Below are 25,013 nucleotides of genomic sequence, written 5' to 3' on the forward strand. Positions count from 1 at the left end.
TGGTGTCCTGACCGGTCAGATCCGCTGCCTGGCCGTCGCCAATGCCCCCTTGAAGGCCTTGGCGAAGCTTTCGCGATCATCGGGATTGAGGAAGGAGCCGACATCCGTCTGCCGCCCTTCTCCTGCAACCGCCATGGAGGTGATGCCGAATTCCTCATGCCGTCGCACGAAGAAGCGCGCCCAGAGCGTTTTGTAATTATGCTCGGTCATGCGGCCCGCTGGCGTGAACTTGCGGATCGAAAGGCTCGTGCGCGACACCGTGACTTCCTCCCGGGCGCGGGCGTCGCGGTAGTTCAGCCAGAAGGCGCCGTAGAGCAGCAGGAAATCGATCCCGAAGAACAGGCCGATCGGCCAGGCCCCGGTCACCATGAAAAAGATCGCATGCACAAGGCACACAGTCCCCGTGATCGCAAACAGGATGCGATAGCCCCTGCGGCCGAGCGACCGATAGGGTGTCAGTTCCGCTGCGAAAATCGGCTGGTCCGCCGCCTGCTCGAGATTGCCTTCCATCACTGCGCCCGACTATAGGTTTTCCATGACTCTATCGAAGACGAAATCCAGCACCCAAACCTTGAAAAAGTCAAATACCGCGACCCGCCGCAAGCCAGCGGCACGCCGTCGCACCGCTTACTCAAAGGCGGAACTGGAAGAGATCTTCCGCCGCTTTTCGATCCAGCGGCCAGAGCCCAAGGGCGAACTGGAACACGTCAATCCATTCACGCTCGTCGTTGCCGTGGCCCTCTCGGCCCAAGCGACGGACGCGGGCGTAAATAAGGCGACACGCGCCCTCTTCAAGGTGGCAGACACCCCGGAGAAGATGCTCGCGCTTGGCGAGGAAAGGGTCCGTGACTATATCAAGACGATCGGGCTCTACCGCAACAAGGCGAAGAACGTCATCGCACTTTCCCAGAAGCTGGTGGATGACTTCGGCAGCGAAGTGCCGCGCACCCGCGAAGAGCTTGTGACCCTGCCCGGTGTCGGCCGCAAGACCGCCAATGTCGTGCTGTCCATGGCCTTCGGCATCCCGACCATGGCGGTCGACACGCATATCCTGAGGATCGGCAACCGCATCAAGCTCGCGCCCGGCAAGACGCCTGACGAGATCGAAGACATTCTGATGCGGATCATCCCCGAGCAATATCTCTTCCACGCCCATCACTGGCTGATCCTGCATGGGCGCTACTGTTGCAAGGCGCGGCGCCCCGAATGCGAGCGCTGCGTGATTGCCGATATCTGCAAGTCACCGGAAAAGACGGTGGACGTGCCGGCCCCGCTTGTCGAACTGCCGCCGCAGGCGATCAACGCAGTCGAGTGACGCTCAACGGGCGAGCGACCCGTGCCGTGCCGTCAGCGCCTTGTGCAGGTGGACCATGAGGCCGGCTGCGAAAAGCGGCGTGAGCAGGTTGAGGATCGGTACGGCGAGGAAGCCGGCAATCAACAGGCCGGCCATGAAGACCGTGCCGGAATGCCGTGACCGGAGCAGCTTGGCCTCTTCAACGCTGCGGAAGCGCATGGCGGCAAACTCGAAGAATTCCCGGCCGAGCAGATAACCGTTCACCAGGAAGAAGGCGAGAATGTTGATCCCGGGGATGAAGAGCAGCATCAGCGCGAAAAGATTGCCGACGATGACCACCCCGAAGAACTTGATCGAGGCGATGATCGCTTGGCCCATCGGCATTGCCGTGCCCGGCGGATCATTCGGGTAGTCCCGTTTCTCGACCACTTCGGCCACATCGTCGAGGAAGAGGCCCGCGATGATCGCAGTCACGGGCGAGAGCAGCAGGGCCAGTCCAAGTGCCAGACCGATGCTGGCGAGGATCCCGAAAATGAAGGTCAGCCAGCCGGCCCAATCCGGAAGCTCGGGTATGAAGCCCTGGAGCAGTGGCATGATGAAGGCGATGAAGCTCTCCCGCAGCCCGAACCAGAGGCCGATGAGCACGAGAATCGTCAAGCCCAGCGTCTTCCAGAAGACGGTCCGCGTCTCGGGTGCGAACAGGTTGCGCAAGGACAAGGCGGCAGCGTCGAAAATCATCCGGGTCTCCTTCATCTGTCGCTGTGATGTAGGAGACCGAAGCCCCCGCTGCAATGCGGGGCGTCAGCCGAGACGATAGAGGCCAGGCCGCCGGTCAATCAGATAGGGATTCTGCGCCTTCGCATCGTCATAGGCTGTGGGATCGATCTCCGCGACCAACAGCGTTTCGCGCATGCCGGCCCGGGCCAGTTCGTCACCGTCAGGAGCGAGGATCACCGAACGGCCGCCATAGGACAAGCCATTTTCCGTGCCACAGAGATCGGCATATACGAGGAAGACACCGTTCTCGAAGGCGCGTGTCGGCACAACCATATCGGCGACCCGCCGGCTGATGATGCCCTCAGGCAGCGCCGTCGGCACCAGGATCAGTTCGGCGCCGGCGAGCGCCAGCGTCCGTACGTTTTCGGGAAACTCGACATCGTAGCAGATCAGCATGCCTGTCTTGATGCCATTCAGATCAAAGACATGCGCGGCCTCCGAACCCGGTACGAAGGCCTCCCTTTCCGCCTCGCCATAGAGATGGCTCTTTCGATAGAATTCCGTGCTGCCGTCGGGTCGGACGAGCACCGAGGAATTGAACACCTGACTGCCGTCACGCTCGGGAAAGCCGGCGCAGATCGCAAGCCCGCAATCAGCGGCAATCTCGGTGAGCGCTTCGATGATCGACCCGTCACGCCCTTCCGCGACCTTCTCGAACGCAGCACCCAGCGCATAACCGCTGGTGCCGAGCTCGGGCGTCACGAGGAGCTCAGCACCCATTTCCGCTGCCGCAATGGCCGCCTGTGCAATCTTGCCGATATTGCCCGGGACGTCGCCCGAGAGCGGTTGCATTTGATAGAGCGAAATCAGCATCATGCACCTGTATGCCACGGAGGTTGAAACCAAAGGTTAGAGCCGCTTGCCTAGCGGAGGCAAGCGGCAACTCCAAGGCAGACGAAGAGCAGTTGCCTTTCTCGTCTTCAACCTTATCTTCAGGCAATGGAACACGTAATCAAAGCCGACCTCTTCTGATGGCCTTTATCGTCACGGGCGCCATCGCCTTGCTGCTGATCGAGCTCTTCCTCAGGCGCCGCCCTTGGGCGATTGCGCTTACCGCATTCGTCGCCGTCGTTGGTACGGCCGTCTGGCTCTTCAGTGCCGATCAATCGCGCCAGCAGCAGAATGCAGTCTCCGCCGTGACGGTAACGGTAGCCGCCGACCCGACGGTCTGCGTGGATCCGCAATTGCCGATCGCCGCAACCATCACCAATGCGTCGGGCCAAGCGGTCAACCGCCTGTCCTTCGATCTGATCGGAAGAGAGCCGGAAGCAACGCGCGTCGCCTATCGCGGCACCCTTCGCCACAACGGGCCGCTCGCGCCTGACGAAGCCATGACGCGGTGTTACGCTCTGCTCTTTCATGGGTTCGCCCATCCACGTCCCCAGATCGTGGATGCGACGAAATACGAATGGACGGCGCATGTCTCTCTGGTCGGCTTCGGCGAGGCACCGGTCGAGTAATCGACACCGACGCTATAGCCGAACGAGATGCCCCTCGGCCACCTGTCGGTACTCGCGCACCGGCGGCTGGTAGCCGACGGGCCTGATCGGGCTCTTGATTTCGTCGATGGATAGGTTCCGCTTCAGCTTGCGCCGCGCAGGATCCGGCACCGGCACGGCCGCCATGAGCTTCTTCGTATAAGGATGCTGCGGATTTTCGAAGACGGCCTGACGGGGGCCGATCTCGACAATCTCACCAAGATACATCACCGCCACCCGGTGGCTCACCCGCTCGACGACGGCCATGTCGTGGCTGATGAACAGATAGGCGAGGTTGAAGCTTTGCTGCAGATCAAGCAGCAGATTGCAGACCTGCGCCTTGATCGAGACGTCGAGCGCCGACACGGCCTCGTCCGCCACGATGATTTTCGGATCGAGCATCAGCGAGCGGGCAATCGCGATGCGCTGGCGCTGGCCGCCCGAAAACTCGTGCGGATAACGCGGCATCATGTCGGCTGAAAGCCCGACGCGCTCCAAAAGGTCCGCAGCCTTGTCCCGCGCCAGCGCCCTCGAGCCCAGCTTGTGCTCGACAAACGGCTCCATGACGGCGTGCCCGACACTCATGCGCGGATCGAGGCTCGCAAAGGGATCCTGAAAGACCATCTGGATGCTGCGACGCATCGTTCTGAGCGCCGCCTGGTCGAGACTTCCGACATCCTGTCCATCGACGGCGACCTGGCCGGAAGTCGGCTCGACCAGACGGGTGATCGATCGACCCGTCGTGGATTTGCCACAACCCGATTCGCCGACCAGCGACAGGGTTTCTCCCGGCCGCAGATCGAAGGAAACGTTTTCGACGGCATGCACGGCCCCGCTCTTGCGACCGAGAATACCCGAACGGATGTCGAAACGGGTCGTCAGGTTCTTCACCTCCAGGAGCGGGCGGCTACCATGTGCGGGTACCCCCGCCTCTGCTTCCGGGATCAGTGTGGCCCCCGTATTGATGTCGATGACCGGAAAGCGCATCGGCCGCTCACGCCCGCCCATTGATCCGAGCTTCGGCACCGCCGAAAGCAGGGCGCGCGTATAGGGATGATGGCCACGATTGAAGATGTCGTCGGTTGTTCCGGTCTCTACCGCTTCGCCGCGGAACATCACGATCGTCCGGTCGGAGACCTCCGCGACGACGCCCATATCATGGGTAATGAAGAGAACGGCCATGCCCTCCTCGTCCTGCAGCGTCTTGATGAGATCGAGGATCTGACCCTGGATGGTGACGTCGAGCGCCGTCGTCGGCTCATCGGCAATGAGAAGCTTCGGCCGGGAGGCGAGTGCCATGGCGATCATCACGCGCTGGCGCATGCCGCCGGAAAACTGATGCGGATATTCGTCGAAGCGGCTCGCGGCGTTCGGGATGCGCACGCGATCAAGCAACCGCAGCACCTCCGTCTTGGCCTCGGCATTGGAAATGTCGCGATGACAGGTAATCGCTTCGGCGATCTGCTTTCCGATCGGGAAGATCGGGTTGAGCGAGGTCATCGGCTCCTGGAAGATCATCGCGATCTGATTGCCGCGCACCTGACGCATCTGCTCGCCATCGAGCGTCAGCAACTCGCGGCCCTCAAGCTTGACGCTGCCCTCGAGGCGGCTCGTCAACTGCGGCAGAAGCCGCATGATGGACAGAGACGTGACACTCTTGCCAGACCCCGATTCGCCGACGATCGCAACCGTCTCGCCGGCCGCGATGTCGAGGTTCATGTTGCGCACCACCGAGCGCCATTCGGTCCCGATCCGGAACGAGGTTGTCAGCCCTCGAACGGACAGGACCGGCAATTCACTCGTCATCGTATCCTGTTCCACAGCAGCCATATCCCGTTTCCCCGTTTTTCTTGTCTGTCGAGATTTGGTCGTTGGTTCAGGCAGCGAGCGCCGTTTCGGCGAGTGTCACCCAGTAGCTGATGCCATAGGGAATGATCTCGTCGTTGAAGTCATAGGCCGAGTTGTGGAGGTTCGCTGTATTGCCGTTGCCGATGAAGACGAAGGAGCCCGGCCGCGCTTCCAGCATGTAGGAAAAATCCTCCGCGCCCATGGCAGGCGGAAAGGCGTCGCTGACGGCATGATTGCCCGCCACCTTGCGCATGATGTCGAGTGCAAATTCGGTTTCGGCCTCGTGATTCATCGTCACGGGGTAACCGCGATGATAGCGAAACGTCGCCTTGGAACCCATGGCCATGGCCACGCCTGAGGCGATCTCGCCGATGCGGGTCTCCGCCATATCGCGGGTCTCCGGCAGGAGCGTGCGCACGGTGCCGGACAGCGTCACAGCGTCGGGAATGACATTATAGGCATCGCCGCCGTGGATTTTGGTCACTGTAACCACGACCGAACCCAGAGGGTCGGTCTCGCGGGACGCGATCGACTGCAGCGCCACGACCACCTGCGCGGCCGCCAACACTGGATCGACGCTCTTGTGCGGCTGGGCGGCATGGCCGCTGCGGCCCTCGATGACAATGTCGAACTGGTCGGCCGCAGCCATCACCGAACCCTTGCGGGTGGCAAATGTACCAACCGCCATGCCGGGATGGTTGTGCATGCCATAGACCTGCCTGATGTCGAAGGTCTCCATCATGCCGTCGGCGACCATTTCGCGGGCACCACCGCCACCTTCTTCGGCCGGCTGGAAGATGACGGCAATCGAACCCCGGAAATTGCGCGTCTCGGCCAGATATTTGGCCGCGCCAAGCAGCATGGCGGTGTGACCGTCATGACCGCAGGCATGCATCTTGCCGGGCGTCTTGGATGCCCAGGACTTGCCCGACATCTCGTGGATCGGCAGCGCATCCATGTCGGCACGAAAGCCGAAGACCGGGCCATCGCCACGACTGCCCTTGATGAGGCCGACCACCCCAGTGCGGCCGATTCCGGTCTTCACCACGTCGCATCCGAACTCCTGCAGCTTCTCCGCTACGAAGGCGGCCGTGCCATGCACATCGAACAGGAGTTCCGGGTTCTGGTGCAGATGGCGGCGCCACTCAGCGACCTCTGGCTGGAGTTCGCTGGCGCGGTTGAGCACGGGCATGAAATGACCTCTTATTTTCTCGTTGTTCCCCGCAGGATTTCGCGCATACTGTGCAGCGATGCGTAGCTTTGGCAAGCCGCAAAATTCCATCTTGCATGGAAAATAGGCTTGTGTTTACATGGCCTAAATTTTAGCCAACCCGACAGAAGCGCAGCTGTCCGGGAACGTCCGCCGCGACTCCGAAATTGCGCCATTACCTGAAAATTTTTCCAAGAATACCAAGACGATAGGTGGTTGACATTTGGCGAACAGGCTGGCCACATCGCGGGCCGGCAGATCGGATCACCATCATGCCTGCAAACAAAAATAATGGGGAATGAGCACATGATTGCACGTAAACTGATGCTGGCGGCGTCCGCTGCCGCCTTCGCGCTGACAGGCGCGCCGGCCATGGCAGAACGGGGCACCGATGGCGACCTGAAGATCATCTTCTGGCAGGCCGTTTCGACGATGAACCCGTATCTGTCCGGCGGCACCAAGGAAGTCTATGCCGCCTCGATGGTCATCGAGCCGCTGGCCCGCTACGACGAGACCGGCAACCTGGTCCCGATGCTGGCCACCGAGATCCCGACCGTTGAGAACGGCGGCGTCTCCGAAGACCTGAAGAGCATCACCTGGAAGCTGAAGCCCGACCTCAAGTGGTCCGATGGCTCGGCCGTGACCGCCGAAGATGCGATCTTCACCTGGAAATACTGCACGGCCCCGGATGGCGGCTGCGCACAGGGCGCCTATTTCGAGGGCGTCTCCAATGTCGAGGCTGTCGACGCGTCCACCATCAAGGTCTCCTTCGCCGAAGCCAAGCCTTACCCCTACAGCGCCTTTGTCGGCGCTCAGTCTCCGATCATCCAGGCAGCGCAGTTCAAGGACTGCCTCGGTGCAAAGGCACCGGAATGCACCTCTGCCAATTTTGGTCCGATCGGCACCGGCCCCTTCACCGTCAAGGAATTCAAGCCGAACGACGTCGTGACCTTCGAGGCCAACGGCAATTACCGCGATGCGGCCAAGCCCGCCTTCGCCTCGGTCACCCTGAAGGGTGGCGGCGATGCCGCATCGGCTGCCCGCTCGGTTCTGGAAACCGGCGAATTCGACTATGCCTGGAACATGCAGGTCGAGCCTGAGATCCTTGAACAGATGGTGGCCGCCGGCAAGGGCAAGATCGAAGTCGCCTTCGGCACCCAGGTCGAGCGTATCGACATCAACCCCTACGGTGTCGATGCCTCCCTCGGCGACAAGCGCTCGACCAAGGAAGCCGGCCCGCATCCGGCCCTCTCCGACCCGGCCGTTCGCCGCGCGCTGTCGATCGCCATCGACCGCGAGATCATCGACGAAGCCGGCTATGGCCCGAACGGCCAGCCGACCTGCAACATCCTGCCCGCTCCGGATATCTATGTCTCGACCGCTGTCGACTGGTGCCTGAAGCAGGACATCGAAGGCGCCAACAAGCTGCTTGATGATGCCGGCTGGGCCATGGGCTCGGATGGTGTGCGTGAAAAGGATGGCGTCAAGCTATCCTTCCTCTACCAGACCTCGACCAACTCGGTTCGCCAGGGCACCCAGGCCCTCGTGAAGGACATGTGGAGCCAGATCGGTGTTTCCGTCGAACTGCGCAACATCTCCGCCAACGTCTTCTTCGGCGGCGATCCAGCATCTCCGGACACGTTCCAGAAGTTCATGGCCGACGTCCAGATGTACACCAACAACTTCGACGGCACCGACCCGGAGAAGTACATGGCCGGCTGGATGTGCGACAAGATCCCAAGCCCGGCTACCGGCTGGCAGGGTGAAAACATCGTCCGCTACTGCAACCCGGAATATGACGCTCTCGTCAAGCAGCTCGGCACCACCGGCAAGCTCGAAGATCGTGCTGCCATCGCCAAACAGCTCAACGACATGCTCTCGAACGACGTCGCACAGATCCCGCTCATCCATCGTGGTCAGCCCTCGGCTGTCAACAACACGCTGCTCGGCGTCAAGATGAATGCCTGGGACAGCGAACTCTGGAACGTCGCAGACTGGTCTCGCGCGAAGTAATGCCACTGGCGCCGCGCCTGCCTTCACCGGCAGACGCGGCGCCAGCATTTTTCAGTGACAGTCTGGAGACCAGCCGATGTTTACCTTCACCGTCCGGCGACTGCTGTTCGCAGTCCCGACGCTACTGGCCATCAGTTTCATTATTTTTGCCCTGCTCGACCTCTCTCCGGGCGACCCGCTGAGTGATCTGCCGCTGACCATCCCGCCGGAAGTGCGCCAGCAGATCCGCGACGCCATGGGTCTCGATCAGCCTTTCATTATTCGCTACATGAAATGGCTGCAGCAGTTCTTCATCAATGAACCGCTCAACATCTTCGAACAGATCACCGGTCTCACCGTCGGCTCCGGCGAGCGCATGCGCGTTCTGTCCTGGGCGACACGCAGCCCTGTGGTCGACCTGATCGTCCAGCGCCTGCCGCAGACGCTCTGGGTCGTCGGCCTCTCCTATCTTTTCGGTGTCCTGATCGCGATCCCGATCGGCGTCATCTCCGCCTATCGCCAGTATTCCTGGTTCGACCAGATCGGCACTTTCGTCTCGATGGTTGGCTATTCCGTGCCGACCTTCTTCACCGGCGTCCTGCTGATCGTCATCTTCTCCTCCTGGCTGCAGTGGTTTCCGTCGATCTACGACACCACGCTGGTGGTCGACAGCTGGTCGAGTTTCGTGCTGCAGGTGAAGCAGATGTTCCTGCCCGTGCTGGTGCTGACGCTCTTCAATGTCTCGCAGATCAGCCGCTTCGTGCGCGCCTCCATGCTCGACAATCTGCACATGGACTATGTCCGCACGGCGCGCGCCAAGGGCGTGAAGGAAAAGGTCGTGCTCCTCGTGCATGTGCTGCGCAACAGCCTGATCCCTGTTGTCACCGTTATCGCACTCGGTGTGCCCACGATCTTCTCCGGCGCCATCATCACCGAACAGGTCTTTCGCGTGAATGGTCTCGGCCAGCTTCTGATCACCGCGATCCAGGGCGCCGACATCCCGCTTGTCCAGACGCTGACCTTCATCTTCGCGATCCTGATCGTGCTCTTCAACCTGATTGCCGACGTACTCTACGGCATACTCGATCCGAGGATCCGCTATGAGTGATGCTGCAATCGCAACCACGCCGTCGCCACAGACGAGACCTCAGAGCGGCGCCTTCTGGCCCATGCTCTGGCGCCAGTTCCGCGCCCATCCGGGCGGCGTCGCCGGCCTGATCGTTTTCGTTTTCATCGTCGCCGCCGTCTTCATCGGCCCTTACATCCACACGATCGACCCGAACAAGATCGATATCCGAGCCAAGAACCAGGGCCCTTCCCTGCTCCATCCCTTCGGCACGGACAATCTCGGAAAGGACATGCTGGCCCAGGTTCTGGCCGGTGGCCAGATCTCGCTGGCCGTTGGCATGGCAGCCATGGCTCTGGCGCTCCTGGTGGGAACGCTGGTCGGCGTGTTCTCGGGCTATTCCCGAAAGCTCGACGGCCCGCTGATGCGCCTGACCGACCTCTTCCTGGCACTGCCGCTCCTGCCGCTGCTGCTTGTCATCATCATGCTCTTCCGCGACACGCTGCGCGCGGCCTTCGGTCCGGAAACCGGCATCTTCATCCTGATCGTCTTCGTCATCGGCATCACCAGCTGGATGCACACCGCCCGAATCGTCCGCGGCGACGTTTTGGCGATCAAGAGCCAGGAATTCATCCTGGCGGCCAAATCGAGCGGCATGCGCGAACACCGCATCATCATCAAGCACATCCTGCCCAACGTGATGTCCTCGATCATGGTCTCGGCGACGCTCGGTATCGCCACCGCCATCATCACCGAATCCGCGCTGTCATTCTTAGGGTTGGGCTTCCCGCCAGACTTCCCCACCTGGGGCCGCCTGCTCTTCGACGGCGCAAACTTCCTGCAGATCAACCCCTCCCGCGTCATCTGGCCGGGCCTGGCGATCTCGCTGACGGTGTTGAGCGTGAATTATATCGGCGATGCGATCCGCGATGCGCTGGACCCGAAGGCGTTGAAACATTGAGAAAAAGCGGGCGCTCTAGCGCCCGCTCGGACTTCCCAGCATCCATCGGGCGACGAACCAGCTCCCGCACGCCCACACCATGCCCGCCGCCCAGCCACCGAGAACGTCAGTCGGGTAATGCACGCCGAGATAGATGCGGGACAGGCCGATGATGAACGTCAGAAAGACGGCGACCAGCGGAAAGAAGTAGCGCAGCGAAGGCCTGTCTTCGAGGCGTGACAGCATGGCGCCGAGCGTCAGATAGGTGATGGCGGACAGCATGGCATGGCCGCTCGGGAAACTCATATCGGTCACCTCGACCAGATGCTGAACCACTTCCGGTCTCGGCCGGGCGATTCCGAGCTTCAACGCACTGCTCAGAGCCCAGCCCCCGAGAATCGAGACGGTAACGAAGGCAGCGGTACGGAATTTGCGGCGGAGCGCGAGATAGATCACGACCAACGTGACCAGCAGCGCCAGCACGGTGACCCCGCCGAGAGCTGTAATGTCCACCATCATCTTGGTGAGCCAGGCGGGCCCGGCCGGCATGGCCGGATCGGTAGCATCCCGCAGCATCAGGAGCACGCCTTCGTCGAACGCCCGCGTCTCGCCCTCGAGGACCTCGCCCGTGAGTTCAAACAGGAAATAAGCGACAAGGGCTGCGACCAGCGCCGTCAGCCAGACACGCTTTTCCGCAACCGAGGCGATGCGGGTGAGATGGTGCTTGAAAGGGATCATCGGCGAATAGGTCCTGATCGGTAACTTTGGCTCTACATCGCGTCGCAAGGCGCGCGCGTCAACCGAGACGCGGGAAGCAAATGTGGGCGGGTCCCGGTTGTTCCATCAACTCGTTGAGCCTTCCTCGTGGTTCCGACTGGAAATGGGGGCACGCCGCCTAGGGTGAGCACGGTCTTCGCCCATGATCTCCGTCTCCCCGCAAGGGCAAAAAGTGGCACATGCAGTACCCGTTTCGGCCTTCCTCCCGTTTGAGGGGCAGATGGTGCCGGCAGGCGGGATGAGGGGCAAACGCCGGGAGCGCCCGCGCCGACTGCATGCCAAGATCGAACCACATGCTTGATCTTCTCTCCCACCCCCGCCACTCTCCGTCCACCCACCGGAGACTTTCCATGCCTCAAGGCCCCCTGAACCTCCTCACCGACATCGACGGCCTCTCCGTCGGCCATGCGACCGATCTTGCCCTCGGCTCCGGCGTGTCGGTCATCCTCTTCGACGAACCGGCGGCTGCCTCCGGCACGGTGCTCGGTGGCGCACCGGGCGGGCGGGATATGAGCCTGCTCGATCCCTCGATGACGGTGCAGCAGGTCGATGCCTTCGTGCTTTCGGGCGGCTCGGCCTTCGGGCTGGATGCGGCAGGCGGCGTCCAATCTGGGCTGAGGGCAGCAGGCCGGGGCTTTGCCGTTGGGTCAGTCCGTGTGCCGATCGTGCCGCAGGCGATCCTGATGGACCTTCTGAACGGCGGCAATAAGGACTGGGGCCTGCATGCCCCCTATCGCGACCTCGGTTACCAGGCGTTCCTCAATGCGGGAAACGGCGCTTTCCCGCTCGGAACCGTCGGTGCGGGTACGGGAGCGACGACCGCGAACTTCAAGGGCGGCCTCGGCTCGGCCAGTGCCGTCTCGTCGTCAGGCCACACCATCGCAGCAATCGTTGCCGTCAATGCCATGGGATCGGTGGTCGTGGGCGACGGCCCGCATTTCTGGGCAGCCCCTTTCGAGGAGGGACAGGAATTCGGCGGCTTGGGTCAGCCGAGCCATGGGAGCGCCGAGGATCGGGCCATGCGCATCAAGGGCCTGCGGTTGACGGCAACGACGATCGGCGCCGTGGTCACCGATTGCGCCTTGTCGAAGGCCGAACTGCACCGGCTGTCGATCTCTGCCCATGACGGCCTCGCCCGCGCCGTTCTCCCCGCCCACCTGCCGCTTGACGGCGACACGATGTTTGCCGCCTCGACGGGCAAGCGTGAAAGCAATGGTGCCGCCGACCTGATGGAACTCTGCCATCTCGCGACACTGGTGACAGCGCGGGCGATTGCGCGCGGGGTGTATGAGGCCGCAGCGCTGCCCTATGCCGGCGCGCAACCAGCCTGGCGTGACAGGTGGGGATGATCTCGTCCGCCCATCACCCTGGGGGCCCGACAGTGCTTGGCCGTTTCCCCACAAGGGGCGAAGACGCGGCCCCCAAGACTTTCGTCCACCCCACCCTTGACCCAAGTCAAGGACAACCCACCCTCCACCACGGAGATTGCCCGCCAAGGTTGGTCATGTCTTTGACGCAGAGCAGCCGCAGGAACAACGGATCGGAAGGGAGGCCGGTCGGACAATGGAAGATGAAGGCGACATGGAAAGACCTGTTCTCACCAACCGCACCTTCGACGAGCTGAAGCTTGGCGATGCTGCGAGCATGACACGCATCATCGGACCAGATGACATCGAGCTGTTTGCAGCCCTGTCCGGCGACAACAATCCGGCGCCGCTCGGCCAGTCGCTGATCCCGGCCGGCATGATCTCGGCAGTCCTCGACACCCGCCTGCCCGGTCCCGGCACCGTCTATCTCGGCCAGGATCTTGAATTCTGGAAGGATATCGCGACCGGCGACCGGCTCACTGCGACCGTCACGCTGATGACCAAGGAAAGCGACGGCCGCACGCTTCTCTTCGACACGCGCTGCGTCAACCAGCATGGCGAACCGGTACTGGCCGGCAAGGCACGTGTCCGCGCGCCGGAGGCCCGCATCAGCTGGTCGGAAAATACAGTGCCCGGTGTTTCGCTTCAGCGCCATGACCGCTTCGACGCCATCGTTGCGGAAGCCCGCAGCCTGCCGATGGTCAAGACTGCGCTCGTCCACCCCTGCTCGCCGGAAGCAATCGAGGCAGCCGTGGAGATCCGCGACGAAAACCTGCTCGACCCGATCCTGATCGGTCCCGAGCCCAAGATCCGCAAGGCGGCCGAACAGGCGGGCATATCCATCGACGGCTTCGAGATCCTTCACGCCGAACACAGCCATGCCGCTGCAGCACTCGCCGTCGAACTCGCCGTCGCCGGCAAGGTCGGTTCCGTCATGAAAGGCAGCCTGCATTCGGACGAGCTTTTGGGAGCGGTTGTCGGCAGCGGCTCGGGACTGAAGACCGAGCGCCGCGTCAGCCATGTCTACGTCATGGATGTGCCTGCCTATTCCAAGCTCCTGATCGTGACGGATGCCGCGATCAACATCGCCCCGACGCTCGAACACAAGCGCGACATCTGCCAGAACGCCATCGATCTCATGCATATGCTGGGGGTCCCGGACCCCAAGGTTGCCGTGCTTGCGGCCGTCGAGACGGTCAACGACAAGATGCCGGCAACACTGGAAGCAGCGGCGCTGACTGTCATGGCAGCGCGCGGCCAGATCAGGGGCGCCAAGGTCGACGGCCCGCTCGCCTTCGACAATGCGATCAGCATGGAGGCCGCCCGCACCAAGGGCATCATATCCCCCGTCGCCGGCGACGCCGATATCCTGCTGGTCCCGGATCTCGAAGCCGGCAACATGCTGGCCAAGCAGCTCCTCTATTTTGCCAATGCCGATGCCGCAGGCCTCGTGCTCGGCGCCCGCGTGCCGATCATCCTGACCAGCCGCTCGGACAGCCTGCGTGTCCGCATTGCGTCGGCTGCACTGGCCAAACTCGTCGCAGCCAGACGTGCGGCGGCGCTCGGACCGATGGCATGAACCAGAAACTGCTGCTGACCTTCAATGCCGGCTCGTCGACGGTGAAGATGGGCATATTCGCCCGGGAAACCGGGGGAGTAAGACGTATCGGCAAGGGTGTCATCGACTTCCGCGCCGAGCCGCTCACCTTTCATCTGGTCGAGGGACCCGCCGTCTTCGACGTGCCGCTGGTCGCAAAGACCGATGATCTCCTGCACGACGTGCTGGAAGAGGTCTTCGATTGGCTCAGCGAACATTACGATCTCGACGCGGTCTCCGCAGTCGGCCACCGCGTCGTGCATGGCGGAGATCTCTTCGCGGATGCCGTGAAGGTCGATGACACAAGCCTTGCCGGCATTGAGAGCCTGGTGACGCTGGCGCCGCTGCACCAGCCGCAGAACCTGCGGCTGATCCGCGCCATCACCGAACTGAAACCCGGCATGCCGCAGACGGCGTCCTTCGACACCGCCTTCCATCGCACACTCTCCGATACCGTCCGCCGCTTCGCCATCCCACGCGCCTGGTTTGACAAGGGCGTCAAGCGCTACGGCTTCCACGGCCTGTCCTATGCCTATATCGCCGGCGCCTTGAACCGGCTGGAACCGCAGACGGCCGGAGGCCGGGCGATCGTTGCCCATCTCGGTTCGGGTGCCAGCCTCTGCGCGCTGGAACACGGCTCGAGCCGCGACACCTCCATGGGCTTTTCCACCATTGATGGCGTGCCAATGGCCACCCGCTCGGGCGCAATTGATCCCGGCGTGCTCTTCCATCTGATCGACGCCCATGGGCTGAGCGTGAAACAGTTGGAGGAAATGATCTACAAGCAGTCGGGCCTGCTCGGTCTCTCCGGCATCAGCGCCGACAGCCGGGCGCTGCTGGAGACACCTTCGAAAACTGCCTGCGAAGCGATCGATGTCTTCACGTTTCGCATAGCGGGCGAAGTGGCGCGGCTCGCAGCCTCGCTGGGCGGACTGGACACACTGGTCTTCACGGCCGGCATCGGCGAGAACCAGCCGGCAATCCGCCGCTCGGTCGTCGAGCGCCTGCGCTTCCTCGGACTTCAGCTCGACGGCGAAGCGAACGACCGCAACGTAGCCGTCATCTCGCGCGAGGAAAGCCGGGTGAAGATCCGCGTGATCGCAACCGACGAGGAACAGGTGATCGCCGATGACTGCCTGAGACTGCTTGGCTGAGAAGATCCGCCGCATCTGACACCAAAGCGTCATGAAACGCGCCTAGAGACGCTTCCACGAGAGCGGATGGAGATGCGGTCATGCTGAGGCAGACGGATGCGACGGGTGAAGCCAGTGAAGCGGCGCACGACGAGGTGCTGATCCTCTCGAATGCTCGGGTCGTGACACCAGACCATGTGCTGCACGGCTCGGTGGTGGTCAAGGACGGCAGGATCCTGGAGATACACGAAGGTGCGTCAAACCACGCCGATGCACTCGATTTCGCCGGCGACTACCTCCTGCCCGGCCTCGTCGACATCCACACCGATCACTTCGAGAAGCATCTCTATCCGCGCGCCCATGTGCGCTGGGATTTCATGCGCGCGGCCCTCGCCCATGACGCCCAGATCATCGGCGGCGGTGTCACAACCGTCTTCGACAGCCTTTGCGTCGGCGCGACCACCGACAATCCCGAACGCGCCGAGATCCTGACACCGATGATCGAGGCGCTGGAACAGACACAAGCCGCAGGCATGCTGCGCGCCGAACATCTTGTCCACCTGCGCTGCGAACTGACGGATCCGGTGACCCCGCAATTGACGGCCGACAATATCGACCGGGACATCGTCCGCGTCATCTCGGTCATGGAGCACCTGCCCGGCATCCGCCAGAGCCGTGATATCGAGGCCTATGTCGCAAGAGCCTGCAAGTCGACGGGTGAAAGCCCGGAACTGGTTCGTGGGAAGATCAAGGTCCTGGTCGCGGAAAAGAGCCATATCGCCGCGACCACCCGGCCGGATATCGTCGCCCTTGCCCGCGCGCATTCCATGCCACTGATGAGCCACGACGACACCGACGTCGCGCATATCGAGGAAGGGATCGCCGAGGGTGTGTCCATTTCGGAATTCCCCTGCTCGATGGAAGCAGCGCAAGCGGCAAGGACAGCGGGGATGTCAATCGTTGCCGGTGCTCCGAACCTCGTGCGCGGCGGCTCCCAATCCGGAAACATCGCCGTGCGCGACCTCTTGGCAGCAAGGCTCGTCGATATCCTCGCCTCCGACTACGTCCCCCGCTCCATGCTCGATGCGGCCTTCATGATCTCGGCCGATCTGGGCCTCGACTACGATCTTCCAAGCGCTGTCGCCATGGTCACGCGCAGTCCGGCCCTTGCCGGGAACCTGCCGGATCGCGGCGCGATCGAGGCAGGCCTGAAAGCCGACCTGATCCGCGTCGGCCTGCAGGATGGTCACCCCTTCGTCAAATCGGCCTGGCGTTCGGGCCACCGCGTCGCCTGACGGGAAGGCGCGCCCCCGACGCTCACTCGTGCCAGGCGGAGGCCAGCACCCTCAGCCAGTTTTCCCGACAGATCTTGTCGAGCTCGGCCGGACCGTAGCCGCGCTTCGTCAGGGCCGTAACCAGTCGCTGGTTGCCGGCTGCGTCGCCGATGACGTTAGGGATCGTCGCACCGTCGAAATCCGAGCCGAGCGCAACACAATCTATCCCCATGCGGTCGACGAGATAGTCGACATGGCTGATCATCGTCGCAAGCGATGTGTCGGCATCGTCACGGCCATCGGGCCTGAGCATGGTGACGGCATAGTTCAAACCGACAAGGCCATGGCTTGCCTTGATCGCGTCCATCTGCCGGTCGGTCAGATTGCGGGCGACGGGTGTCAGCGCATGCACGTTGGAATGGCTGGCGATCAATGGCTGGTCGCTGAGACGCTCGACGTCCCAGAAACCTTTCTCTGTGATATGGGCAAGATCGATCAGGATACCCAGCCGGTTGCAGGCACGTACCAGATCTTCGCCGGCCCGTGTCAGACCCGCGCCTGTATCGGGCGAACTCGGATAGGCAAAGGGGACGCCGTGGCTGAAAATATTGTTGCGGCTCCACACCGGCCCGAGCGACCGAAGTCCGGCAGCGTAGAAGACCTCGAGCGTCTCCAGATCCGCATCGATCGCCTCGCAGCCTTCCATATGAAGTACAGCCGCGAACACGCCGTCCGCCATGGCTTGCCGGATCTCGGCCGTGCTCCGGCAGAGTCGCCAGCTGCCGTCCTGATCCAGACGGTGGGCAATCGCCGCCATCTGCAGCGCAATGTCGAGCGATGACGTCCGTTCGAGCGGCGGATCGAGCGGTGTCGCATAGTGCCCGTTCGCATCCGGCTCACGCAGGCTGAAGTCGTGCGGCGATGGGATATAGATAGCGCAAAGGCCACCGGCGAGCCCGCCACGTTTGGCGCGGGGGGCATCGATGTGACCGGCGCTGGTCCCGTTGCGGAACTCGGCAACGGGATTGCGGCCCTCGTTTCGACTGCGCCAGAGGCGAAGGAGAACATCGTTGTGACCGTCGAATACGAGATCCATGAAGGCTGATCCAGAAATGACATCCGGGCAGTGGACCGGACGGGGAGGAATGGAGGGACGTCGGAGCAAAACTTTCGGAATCGTTTGACGAAATCATGTCGCGCTTCAGGTCGCACGGCAACTTATCGTGCAAGACGTCAAGACAGGGGTGGAACGCGCGTAAGCCAGTCGGTGGCAGCCTCATAGGCCGCAGCGACAGAGAGTACGGCAGCATCGCTCCTTGGCGGCCCGATCAGCTGGAACCCGTTGGGCAGGTCCTCGGCTGAGAAGCCGACCGGCAATGCGGCCACCGGAAGCCCGGCCATGCTGGGGCCGATCACCACCTCCATCCAGCGATGATAGGTATCCATGTGCCTGCCGGCGATCTCGCGTGGCCAGGGAATATCGGCGTCGAAGGGGAATACCTGCGCGGCCGGCGCGACGAGATAGTCGAAGCGCTCATAGACCTTCATGACAGCCTGATACCAGGCCGTCCGGACGGCCGAGGCCTCGTAGACATCAGCTGCCCTGATGCGCAGACCGGCTCGAACCTCATGGAGAATCTCCGGCTTGAGCGAGCCTCGCCTGCCAGGGTCTTCATAATAGTTCCGCATGCTTCCGGCGGTGAAGAAGCTGCGCAAGGTCGTCCAGGCCCACCAGAGCCTTTCCATATCGAAATCGATTTTGACAGGCTCGACGGCGTAGCCGAGGCTTTCGAACACGGAAAGCGCCTTTTCGTTCAGCGCCAGCACACCAGGCTCGAAGGAAAGATGTCCGCCGAAATCGCCGAGCCAGCCGATCCGTCCGCCCTTTGCCGCATGGTCCCGGTCGAGGCGGAGCGGTCCGCTCTCGAAGGACGTCGGATCACGCGGATCGAACCCGGACTGGACGTTGAGGAGTGTGACCACATCCTCGACAGAGCGCGCCATCGGCCCGAGCGTCGCAAGTTGGTTGAGAAAGGCGTCACGCCCGGGCAGCGCCGGAATGCGCCCGAAACTCGGCCGGAAGCCTATGACATTGTTGAAGGCCGCCGGATTGCGCAGCGATCCCATCATGTCGCTACCGTCTGCTATGGGCACGAGACGCGCCGCCAGCGCTGCCGCTGCCCCGCCGCTGGAACCGCCGGCCGATCGCCTCGTATCCCAGGGATTGCGCGTAACACCGAAAACCGGGTTGTAGGAATGGGAGCCGAAACCCCATTCCGGCGTGTTGGTCTTGCCAATGATGATGGCGCCGGCTGCACGGATGCGCGCAACCTGGATGTCGTCAAAATCGGGCACGTAGTCGTGGAAGAGCGGTGAGCCATAGGTACAGAGAATGCCTTTGGCCTCGCTCAAATCCTTGATCGCGATGGGTACGCCATGCAGCGCACCGCGAGCAGCGCCCTGCCTTCGCTCCACATCCTTGGCCCGGGCTTCGGCGAGCAGCACATCACGCGCTCGCAAGCTCACGAGAGCATTGATCCTGGGATTGAGCCGGTCGATTCTGTCGAGACAGGAGAGCATGACCTCTTCGACCGTCAGCCGTCCCTCGTCGAGGGTCTTGAGGAGGTCGGTCAGGCACAGGGAGATCGGATCGGACACGCATGGCTCCGTTAAAAGGGACGAGCAGATCGGGCAGTTCGAGACGATGGGCTTGCCAATGCGGCCCTGTCAAGCTTCGGGCCGAGCGCTCCATGCACCCCTGCCATGCAGATCGGAAAATCTTCCAGACCGGCCAAAATAAAAATGGTCAAACGACCAAATTAGAGGCAACATGCCCCAAAAGAAGGTGATGCGGGTCTCGTCGAACTGCATGACCAAATACGGGAACATCGACGAAATCAGGCGAAAGCCGGCTGTTGTCCCTCAGGAGACAGCATTGTGGGCTCCGTCAAAAGGGAGAGATCAGCATGCCCGAAAGCTGGCACGCCACTTGCGTGATACCACCTGCGCCACCCCTGGAACGGCAGCCTTTTGCCGGGCCCTGGGGCGAACGAAGCCTATCGCGCACAATCCGAACGCCAGGGGGCACAGCTTGAGTTCCGCATCTGACAAGGCAGCCATCGAAATCCGCGGCGTCAGCCGCATCTACGGAACCGGACGCGACAAGGTCACTGCACTCGACGGGATCTTCCTCGACATCAGGGAAAACGAGTTCTTCACGCTGCTCGGCCCGTCCGGTTGCGGAAAGACGACTCTTCTGCGCTTGATCGCCGGCTTTGATTTCCCCACGACGGGCGGAATCCTCCTCCACGGCGAGGATATCGCGCCCCTTCCCCCCTTCAAGAGGCCGGTCAACACCGTCTTCCAGTCCTACGCCCTTTTCCCGCACATGACGGTTGCCGACAATATCGGCTTCGGCCTCAAGATGCTCGGCAAACCCAAGGCCGAGGTCGAGGCGCGGGTCGCCGAGATGCTCGACCTCGTACACATGACCGAGATGCGCGACCGGCAGGTGAGCCAGATCTCCGGTGGCCAGCAGCAGCGTGTGGCGCTCGCCCGCGCGCTGGCCCCGAAGCCGAAGGTCCTGTTGCTGGACGAACCCCTGTCGGCGCTGGATTACAAACTTCGGAAGGAAATGCAGATCGAATTGAAGCGGGTGCAGGCCGAGACCGGGATCACCTTCATTTTTGTCACCCATGACCAGGAAGAGGCGCTGACCATGTCGGACCGCATCGCGGTCATGTCGGCGGGCAGTCTGCGCCAGGTGGGTTCCCCCTGGGACATCTATGATCGTCCGGCCGAACGCTTCGTCGCCGACTTTATCGGCGAGTCGAATTTTCTGGAGGTCGAGGTTGCCTCGGTCACAGGCGACCGGGCAAGCGTTCGTCTGCGCTCCGGACGAGAAATCCCGGCGACTTTTCCCGAAGGCACCACGCCGAAAGACAAGGTGACCATCGTCATCCGGCCGGAGCACGCTGAAATCGTTGACCCGACGGATGAGGCCACATTGAAAGGCGTCATCGAAAACGTCGTCTATCTGGGAACGGACACGAACATCACTGTGCAGCTCGAAGGCGGATCGCTCTTCACCGTCCGCCAGCAGAACAGTCGAAGTGGCAGTTGCGGCCGGACCGAAGGCCAATCCGTCGGTATCCTGGTCAGCGACGATGTCGCGCAGATCCTGAAGGATTGAGCATGAGCGCGATGAAAACGGCCCCCGAAAGCGCCAGATCACGCGACGTCAAGAACCGCTGGTTGCTGAGCCTTCCCGCGCTTGCGATCATCTTCGTCGCAGCGCTTGGTCCGCTCCTCGTGATGGTCCTCTACTCCTTCCTGGAGAAGGGTGATTATGGGGATGTCAAATTCGGCATTTTTTCGCTCGAAGGCTGGACCTCGGTCTTCATGCAACGCGACATTTTCGACGACACGTGGGGCATTGCCGACGCGCATCTGGCGATCTTCTGGCGCTCGATCAAGCTGTCGCTCTACACGACGATCCTGACCCTGATCCTCGGCTTCCCCACCGCCTATTTCATTGCGACACGGCCGGCCCGCACGCGCGAGATCTGGGTCTTCCTGATCACCATTCCCTTCTGGACAAACCTTCTGATCCGCACCTTTGCCATGCAGCAGGTGATCCGCAACGAAGGCATTCTCAACAACCTGCTGATCTGGCTCGGCATCATCGATACGCCGCTGCAGATCATCTATACCGATACCGCCACCCTTCTCGGGATGACCTATGTCTATCTGCCGCTGATGGTGCTGCCGCTCTATGCCTCGATCGAAAAGCTCGATTTCCGGCTGGTCGAGGCCGGATACGACCTCTATGCCAACCGCCTGCAGGTGCTCAGGCGGATCGTCATTCCTCTGGTGAAACCTGGCCTGATCGCCGGCTCCATCCTGGTGTTCATTCCGTCGCTTGGCGCTTACGTTATCCCGCGCGTTCTCGGCGGCGGCAAGAATCTGATGCTCGGCAACCTGATCGAACTGCAGTTCGGTGCCGGTCGCAATTGGCCCCTGGGGGCTGCCATGTCGATCACGCTGATGGCGCTCGTCATGATTGCCCTGCTCTTCTATGTCCGAAACGCGGCAAGGTCGGGGGTGCGTCATGGCTGAACGTCGTTTCGACATCCGCTCCCAGCCCGGCTTCGGCACGATTGCGCTCTTCACCTTCTTCGCGCTCTACCTGCCGATCGCCACGCTCGTCGCCTATGCGTTCAACGCGAATGACTCGCTGTCGACATGGGGAGGCTTCTCTCTGCGCTGGTTCGCATCGGCCCTGGACAACGACGCCGTGCAGGCTGCCGCCATGCGATCGATCATCATCGCGCTCTGGGCGGCAGCGCTTGCGACAATCGCTGCCACCATGGCGGCGCTCGCAACCACGCGCACCGAGCCCTATCGCGGACTGACCGCCAAATATGCCGTCATCAACCAGCCCCTGATGATCCCGGAAATCGTTACCGCGGTCGCACTTCTGATCGTGTTTTCGCGCATCAAGGTCTGGACCGGATACTCCGGCCTTGGCTATCTGATTCTGGCGCACACGGCCTTCTGCATCCCCTTCGCCTATCTGCCCATCCGGGCGCGGCTGGAAAGCATGGACCTGACGCTGGAGCGCGCGGCCGCCGACCTCTACGCCACGCCGTGGCAGGCCTTCCGTTTCGTGACACTCCCGCTCCTGCGGCCTGCCATCATTGCGGGCTTCATGCTCGCCTTCGTCATTTCGCTGGATGACGTCGTCATCACCGAATTCGTCAAATCCGGCGGGCAGGACACGCTCCCGACCTACATGCTCGGCCAGATCAGGCGCGAAACGACCCCGGAGATCAACGCCATCGCCACGATCTTCCTTGCGGCCTCCACCGTCCTGATCGTGATCTTCTTCTTCATCAACCGCCGCAAGCCACAAGCATAACGACAACCAAAAAGAGAGGAACGGAGAATGACTATGAAATGGACGACGACCACGGCCATAGCCGCCATCTCGGTGCTGAGTTTCGCAGGTGCGGCTTCTGCCGCCGGCGAGCTGAACATCTACAACTGGGGCGACTATACCAGCCCGGAACTGATCAAGAAGTTCGAGGAACAGTTCGACGTCAAGGTGACGATCACCGACTACGACTCGAACGACACGGCCCTGTCCAAGGTTCGCGCCGGCGGCCACGGCTTCGACATCGTCGTGCCCTCGGCCAACTACATTCCCATCTGGGTGAAGGAAGGGCTTCTGCTTGAAGCCCGGCCGGACCAGATGGAAAACTTCAAGAATGTCGATCCGCGCTGGGTCGACGTACACTGGGATCCGGGCCGCCACTATTCCGTTCCGTGGCAGTGGGGCGTGACCGGCATCGGCGTCAACACCAAGTTCTATAGTGGCGACATCAACACCTCGGCCATCTTCCTCGATCCGCCGGAAGAGCTGGTCGGCAAGCTGAACGTCGCGCCTGAAATGAACGACGTGCTCTTCGCGACGATCAAGTATTTCGGCGGCGACTGGTGCACGACGGACAAGGACGTGCTGCTCAAGGTGCGTGACAAGCTGGTTGAAGCCAAGGGCAAGTGGCTGGCCATGGACTACAGCGTCACCGACAAGCTGCCCACGGGCGACTATGCCGGCGTCTACTACTGGAACGGCGCAATCATGCGGTCACGCCTGCAGAATGCGGACGTCAAGTTCGGCTACCCGAAGGAAGGCTATCCGGTCTTCATGGACAGCGTCGCCATCCTCAAGGACGCCAAGAACGTCGACAACGCCAAGGCCTTCATGAACTTCATCATGGACCCGGAAAACGCGGCGATGATCTCAAATTTTGCAAAATACGCAAACGGCATCACCGGTTCGGAAGCGTTCATGCTGCCGGAAATGAAGGATGCACCGGAGCTGGTCATACCGGCGGAATTCGAAAGCGCCGGAGAATTCTTGCAGAGCTGCGAACCCGAAGTACTGCAGCTCTACACCAGGATCTGGACCGAAGTTCAGAAGTAACCTCGATCCGACAATCGAATTGACACGAACGGGAGGGCCGATGGCCCTCCCGCAGCTGGAGCATACCCGGATGACGACCCAGTTTGCCGAAATCTATGGTTTTGAGAGAAGTGCCGTGACGCTCGCCACATGGCGCACGGCCCCTTTCAGCCGCTTCAGCTTCGGTCATGCCGGAGAAGTCGTTCCGAGCGCCATGATCGAGGCAACCGCAGAGACCGCCGAAGGCGCGCCGGTCACGTCCGGCTTGCTGCATAAGAAGCTTGGCGAAGGTCTGGCCGGACAGCAGGATGTCGGTGCCTATCTCGGTTATGCCCATACCGACGCTTTCGTTCTGATGAAGGCGGGTCGCATCGTCGCAGAACACTATGCGCCGCATGCCGGCATCGACCAGCGCCATCTCGTCTTTTCGATCAGCAAGTCACTGACGGCCCTTATCATTGCGACACTCGAAGCCGACGGGCTGATGGACCCGCAGGCCGAGGTCACAAGCCTGCTGCCCGAGGCCGCCGGCTCCGCCTATGGTGACTGCACGATCCGCGACGTGCTCGACATGCGCGTCAGCCTGGCCTTCGACGAAGCCTACCTCAACACCGATGGCGCCTATGCCCGCTATCGCCGCGCAACGCTCTGGAACCCGGCCGATCCATCCCGCCCGGATGAAACCTTGCTGGCCTTCCTGCTGACGCTGAAAAAGGACGCTCATGCCCATGGCGACGCGCATTTCTATGCCTCGCCCAATTCCGACCTGCTCGGAATCCTGATCGAGCGCGCATCCGGCGAGCGTTACGTCGACGTCCTGTCGAAGCGCCTGTGGAAGCCGCTCGGCGCGAAGAACCACGGCAGCGTAACCGTCGATGCCGAAGGCACGGCACGGGCCGCCGGTGGCATTTCGGTCACCGCTCGCGACCTCGCCCGCGTCGGTGAAATGCTGCGGAACGGCGGCATGGTCGACGGCCGGCGCATCATTCCTGAAACCTGGCTCACCGACATGCTCACCGCCGGGGACCACGAGGCCTGGGTGGATGGTGAACCGAACTTCTTCCCGAATGGTCGCTACCGCAGCCAGTGGTACCAGTCCGGCGAGACCGACGGAGCCTTCTGCGCGATCGGCATCCATGGCCAATGGCTCTATGTCGACCCCTCCCACGAGACCGTGATCGTCAAGCTCTCCTCGCAACCCAATCCGCTCGACGACGAACTGAAACACGACAATTTCGCCTTCTTCCGCGCGCTTTCTGCGCTGGATCTCTGACGAAGGCCCTGATGGAAATG

At 62.1% G+C, this 25,013-nt stretch carries 22 protein-coding genes; 14 read left to right on the forward strand and 8 right to left on the reverse strand.

Annotation, left to right across the window (positions count from 1 at the left end; translation table 11 throughout):
• Positions 1-15: 15 nt before the first annotated feature.
• On the reverse strand, positions 16-510 hold the full coding sequence (locus LJE98_RS08165) for a DUF2244 domain-containing protein (RefSeq protein WP_229574659.1): 495 nt from the start codon (positions 508-510) through the stop codon (positions 16-18).
• A 25-nt stretch (positions 511-535) separates the two neighbouring features.
• Between LJE98_RS08165 and nth the strand changes: the two genes are divergently transcribed.
• On the forward strand, positions 536-1,315 hold the full coding sequence (gene nth, locus LJE98_RS08170) for an endonuclease III (protein ID WP_229574660.1): 780 nt from the start codon (positions 536-538) through the stop codon (positions 1,313-1,315).
• 3 nt (positions 1,316-1,318) lie between these two features.
• Here the strand turns inward: nth and LJE98_RS08175 are convergent, their stop codons facing one another.
• Together LJE98_RS08175 and LJE98_RS08180 are read right to left on the reverse strand one after the other, a co-directional pair.
• Complete coding sequence (locus LJE98_RS08175; RefSeq protein WP_229574661.1) at positions 1,319-2,032, reverse strand: sulfate transporter family protein; 714 nt, start codon at positions 2,030-2,032, stop codon at positions 1,319-1,321.
• 63 nt (positions 2,033-2,095) lie between these two features.
• Positions 2,096-2,887, reverse strand: coding sequence for a carbon-nitrogen hydrolase family protein (locus LJE98_RS08180; protein WP_229574662.1), 792 nt, complete (start codon positions 2,885-2,887; stop codon positions 2,096-2,098).
• 155 nt (positions 2,888-3,042) lie between these two features.
• Between LJE98_RS08180 and LJE98_RS08185 the strand changes: the two genes are divergently transcribed.
• A complete protein-coding gene (locus LJE98_RS08185) occupies positions 3,043-3,531 on the forward strand; it encodes a hypothetical protein (protein WP_229574663.1) in 489 nt (162 codons plus the stop codon).
• A gap of 12 nt (positions 3,532-3,543) precedes the next feature.
• Here LJE98_RS08185 and LJE98_RS08190 read toward each other — a convergent pair whose 3' ends face one another.
• Together LJE98_RS08190 and LJE98_RS08195 are read right to left on the reverse strand one after the other, a co-directional pair.
• Complete coding sequence (locus tag LJE98_RS08190) at positions 3,544-5,379, reverse strand: ABC transporter ATP-binding protein (protein ID WP_229574664.1); 1,836 nt, start codon at positions 5,377-5,379, stop codon at positions 3,544-3,546.
• Positions 5,380-5,425: 46 nt separating this feature from the next.
• The gene (locus tag LJE98_RS08195) at positions 5,426-6,589 is read right to left on the reverse strand and encodes a M20 aminoacylase family protein (RefSeq protein WP_229574665.1); all 1,164 of its coding nucleotides are present in this window, start codon (positions 6,587-6,589) and stop codon (positions 5,426-5,428) included.
• A gap of 324 nt (positions 6,590-6,913) precedes the next feature.
• Here LJE98_RS08195 and LJE98_RS08200 point away from each other — a divergent pair, with 324 nt between their 5' ends.
• The 3 genes from LJE98_RS08200 (at position 6,914) to LJE98_RS08210 (ending at position 10,626) form a co-directional block, all read left to right on the forward strand.
• Positions 6,914-8,620 carry a peptide ABC transporter substrate-binding protein gene (locus LJE98_RS08200; RefSeq protein WP_229574666.1) on the forward strand — a complete coding sequence of 569 codons (1,707 nt, stop codon included), beginning with the start codon at positions 6,914-6,916 and terminating at the stop codon, positions 8,618-8,620.
• A gap of 76 nt (positions 8,621-8,696) precedes the next feature.
• A complete protein-coding gene (locus tag LJE98_RS08205; RefSeq protein WP_229574667.1) occupies positions 8,697-9,707 on the forward strand; it encodes an ABC transporter permease in 1,011 nt (336 codons plus the stop codon).
• Positions 9,700-10,626, forward strand: a complete 927-nt coding sequence (locus tag LJE98_RS08210) for an ABC transporter permease (RefSeq protein ID WP_229574668.1) — start codon at positions 9,700-9,702, stop codon at positions 10,624-10,626. The genes LJE98_RS08205 and LJE98_RS08210 overlap by 8 nt, the downstream gene beginning before the upstream one ends.
• A 15-nt stretch (positions 10,627-10,641) precedes the next feature.
• Here the strand turns inward: LJE98_RS08210 and LJE98_RS08215 are convergent, their stop codons facing one another.
• Complete coding sequence (locus LJE98_RS08215) at positions 10,642-11,343, reverse strand: phosphatase PAP2 family protein (protein WP_229574669.1); 702 nt, start codon at positions 11,341-11,343, stop codon at positions 10,642-10,644.
• Positions 11,344-11,732: 389 nt separating this feature from the next.
• On the opposite strand from LJE98_RS08215, the gene LJE98_RS08220 reads away from it, so the two are divergent.
• The 4 genes from LJE98_RS08220 to LJE98_RS08235 all read left to right on the forward strand — a co-directional run bounded on the left by LJE98_RS08220 (position 11,733) and on the right by LJE98_RS08235 (position 16,774).
• A complete protein-coding gene (locus tag LJE98_RS08220; RefSeq protein ID WP_229574670.1) occupies positions 11,733-12,731 on the forward strand; it encodes a P1 family peptidase in 999 nt (332 codons plus the stop codon).
• 232 nt (positions 12,732-12,963) lie between these two features.
• Positions 12,964-14,328, forward strand: a complete 1,365-nt coding sequence (locus tag LJE98_RS08225; protein ID WP_229574671.1) for a bifunctional enoyl-CoA hydratase/phosphate acetyltransferase — start codon at positions 12,964-12,966, stop codon at positions 14,326-14,328.
• The gene (locus LJE98_RS08230) at positions 14,325-15,500 is read left to right on the forward strand and encodes an acetate/propionate family kinase (protein ID WP_229574672.1); all 1,176 of its coding nucleotides are present in this window, start codon (positions 14,325-14,327) and stop codon (positions 15,498-15,500) included. The genes LJE98_RS08225 and LJE98_RS08230 overlap by 4 nt, the downstream gene beginning before the upstream one ends.
• 80 nt (positions 15,501-15,580) lie before the next feature.
• The gene (locus LJE98_RS08235; protein ID WP_229574673.1) at positions 15,581-16,774 is read left to right on the forward strand and encodes an alpha-D-ribose 1-methylphosphonate 5-triphosphate diphosphatase; all 1,194 of its coding nucleotides are present in this window, start codon (positions 15,581-15,583) and stop codon (positions 16,772-16,774) included.
• 22 nt (positions 16,775-16,796) lie between these two features.
• Here the strand turns inward: LJE98_RS08235 and LJE98_RS08240 are convergent, their stop codons facing one another.
• Positions 16,797-17,849, reverse strand: a complete 1,053-nt coding sequence (locus tag LJE98_RS08240; RefSeq protein ID WP_229574674.1) for a dipeptidase — start codon at positions 17,847-17,849, stop codon at positions 16,797-16,799.
• A gap of 137 nt (positions 17,850-17,986) precedes the next feature.
• Positions 17,987-19,411, reverse strand: coding sequence for an amidase (locus LJE98_RS08245; RefSeq protein WP_229574675.1), 1,425 nt, complete (start codon positions 19,409-19,411; stop codon positions 17,987-17,989).
• Positions 19,412-19,844: 433 nt separating this feature from the next.
• Here LJE98_RS08245 and LJE98_RS08250 point away from each other — a divergent pair, with 433 nt between their 5' ends.
• From LJE98_RS08250 to LJE98_RS08270, 5 genes are all read left to right on the forward strand, one after another.
• Positions 19,845-20,945 carry an ABC transporter ATP-binding protein gene (locus LJE98_RS08250; RefSeq protein ID WP_229574676.1) on the forward strand — a complete coding sequence of 367 codons (1,101 nt, stop codon included), beginning with the start codon at positions 19,845-19,847 and terminating at the stop codon, positions 20,943-20,945.
• Between the two features lie 11 nt (positions 20,946-20,956).
• A complete protein-coding gene (locus LJE98_RS08255) occupies positions 20,957-21,871 on the forward strand; it encodes an ABC transporter permease (RefSeq protein ID WP_420710123.1) in 915 nt (304 codons plus the stop codon).
• On the forward strand, positions 21,864-22,673 hold the full coding sequence (locus tag LJE98_RS08260) for an ABC transporter permease (protein ID WP_229574678.1): 810 nt from the start codon (positions 21,864-21,866) through the stop codon (positions 22,671-22,673). Before LJE98_RS08255 ends, LJE98_RS08260 begins: the two co-directional genes overlap by 8 nt.
• A gap of 33 nt (positions 22,674-22,706) precedes the next feature.
• Positions 22,707-23,741 (forward strand): extracellular solute-binding protein, encoded by a 1,035-nt coding sequence (locus tag LJE98_RS08265; protein WP_229574955.1) that lies wholly within the window; start codon positions 22,707-22,709, stop codon positions 23,739-23,741.
• Between the two features lie 70 nt (positions 23,742-23,811).
• Complete coding sequence (locus LJE98_RS08270; protein WP_229574956.1) at positions 23,812-24,993, forward strand: serine hydrolase domain-containing protein; 1,182 nt, start codon at positions 23,812-23,814, stop codon at positions 24,991-24,993.
• Positions 24,994-25,013 lie beyond the last annotated feature (20 nt).

This window comes from Rhizobium sp. 'Codium 1' (genome assembly GCF_020889605.1).
Taxonomy (GTDB): domain Bacteria; phylum Pseudomonadota; class Alphaproteobacteria; order Rhizobiales; family Rhizobiaceae; genus Allorhizobium; species Allorhizobium algae.

Excerpts from the sequence above, each read along its gene's own strand:
- LJE98_RS08230 (WP_229574672.1), top strand. The coding sequence starts at position 14,325 with ATGAACCAGAAACTGCTGCTGACCTTCAATGCCGGCTCGTCGACGGTG.
- LJE98_RS08225 (WP_229574671.1), top strand. The coding sequence starts at position 12,964 with ATGGAAAGACCTGTTCTCACCAACCGCACCTTCGACGAGCTGAAGCTT.
- LJE98_RS08220 (WP_229574670.1), top strand. The coding sequence starts at position 11,733 with ATGCCTCAAGGCCCCCTGAACCTCCTCACCGACATCGACGGCCTCTCC.
- LJE98_RS08240 (WP_229574674.1), bottom strand. The coding sequence starts at position 17,849 with ATGGATCTCGTATTCGACGGTCACAACGATGTTCTCCTTCGCCTCTGG.
- LJE98_RS08185 (WP_229574663.1), top strand. The coding sequence starts at position 3,043 with ATGGCCTTTATCGTCACGGGCGCCATCGCCTTGCTGCTGATCGAGCTC.
- nth (WP_229574660.1), top strand. The coding sequence starts at position 536 with ATGACTCTATCGAAGACGAAATCCAGCACCCAAACCTTGAAAAAGTCA.
- LJE98_RS08215 (WP_229574669.1), bottom strand. The coding sequence starts at position 11,343 with ATGATCCCTTTCAAGCACCATCTCACCCGCATCGCCTCGGTTGCGGAA.
- LJE98_RS08175 (WP_229574661.1), bottom strand. The coding sequence starts at position 2,032 with ATGATTTTCGACGCTGCCGCCTTGTCCTTGCGCAACCTGTTCGCACCC.
- LJE98_RS08255 (WP_420710123.1), top strand. The coding sequence starts at position 20,957 with ATGAAAACGGCCCCCGAAAGCGCCAGATCACGCGACGTCAAGAACCGC.
- LJE98_RS08270 (WP_229574956.1), top strand. The coding sequence starts at position 23,812 with ATGACGACCCAGTTTGCCGAAATCTATGGTTTTGAGAGAAGTGCCGTG.
- LJE98_RS08165 (WP_229574659.1), bottom strand. The coding sequence starts at position 510 with ATGGAAGGCAATCTCGAGCAGGCGGCGGACCAGCCGATTTTCGCAGCG.
- LJE98_RS08205 (WP_229574667.1), top strand. The coding sequence starts at position 8,697 with ATGTTTACCTTCACCGTCCGGCGACTGCTGTTCGCAGTCCCGACGCTA.
- LJE98_RS08235 (WP_229574673.1), top strand. The coding sequence starts at position 15,581 with ATGCTGAGGCAGACGGATGCGACGGGTGAAGCCAGTGAAGCGGCGCAC.
- LJE98_RS08210 (WP_229574668.1), top strand. The coding sequence starts at position 9,700 with ATGAGTGATGCTGCAATCGCAACCACGCCGTCGCCACAGACGAGACCT.
- LJE98_RS08195 (WP_229574665.1), bottom strand. The coding sequence starts at position 6,589 with ATGCCCGTGCTCAACCGCGCCAGCGAACTCCAGCCAGAGGTCGCTGAG.
- LJE98_RS08260 (WP_229574678.1), top strand. The coding sequence starts at position 21,864 with ATGGCTGAACGTCGTTTCGACATCCGCTCCCAGCCCGGCTTCGGCACG.
- LJE98_RS08190 (WP_229574664.1), bottom strand. The coding sequence starts at position 5,379 with ATGGCTGCTGTGGAACAGGATACGATGACGAGTGAATTGCCGGTCCTG.
- LJE98_RS08200 (WP_229574666.1), top strand. The coding sequence starts at position 6,914 with ATGATTGCACGTAAACTGATGCTGGCGGCGTCCGCTGCCGCCTTCGCG.
- LJE98_RS08180 (WP_229574662.1), bottom strand. The coding sequence starts at position 2,887 with ATGATGCTGATTTCGCTCTATCAAATGCAACCGCTCTCGGGCGACGTC.
- LJE98_RS08265 (WP_229574955.1), top strand. The coding sequence starts at position 22,707 with ATGAAATGGACGACGACCACGGCCATAGCCGCCATCTCGGTGCTGAGT.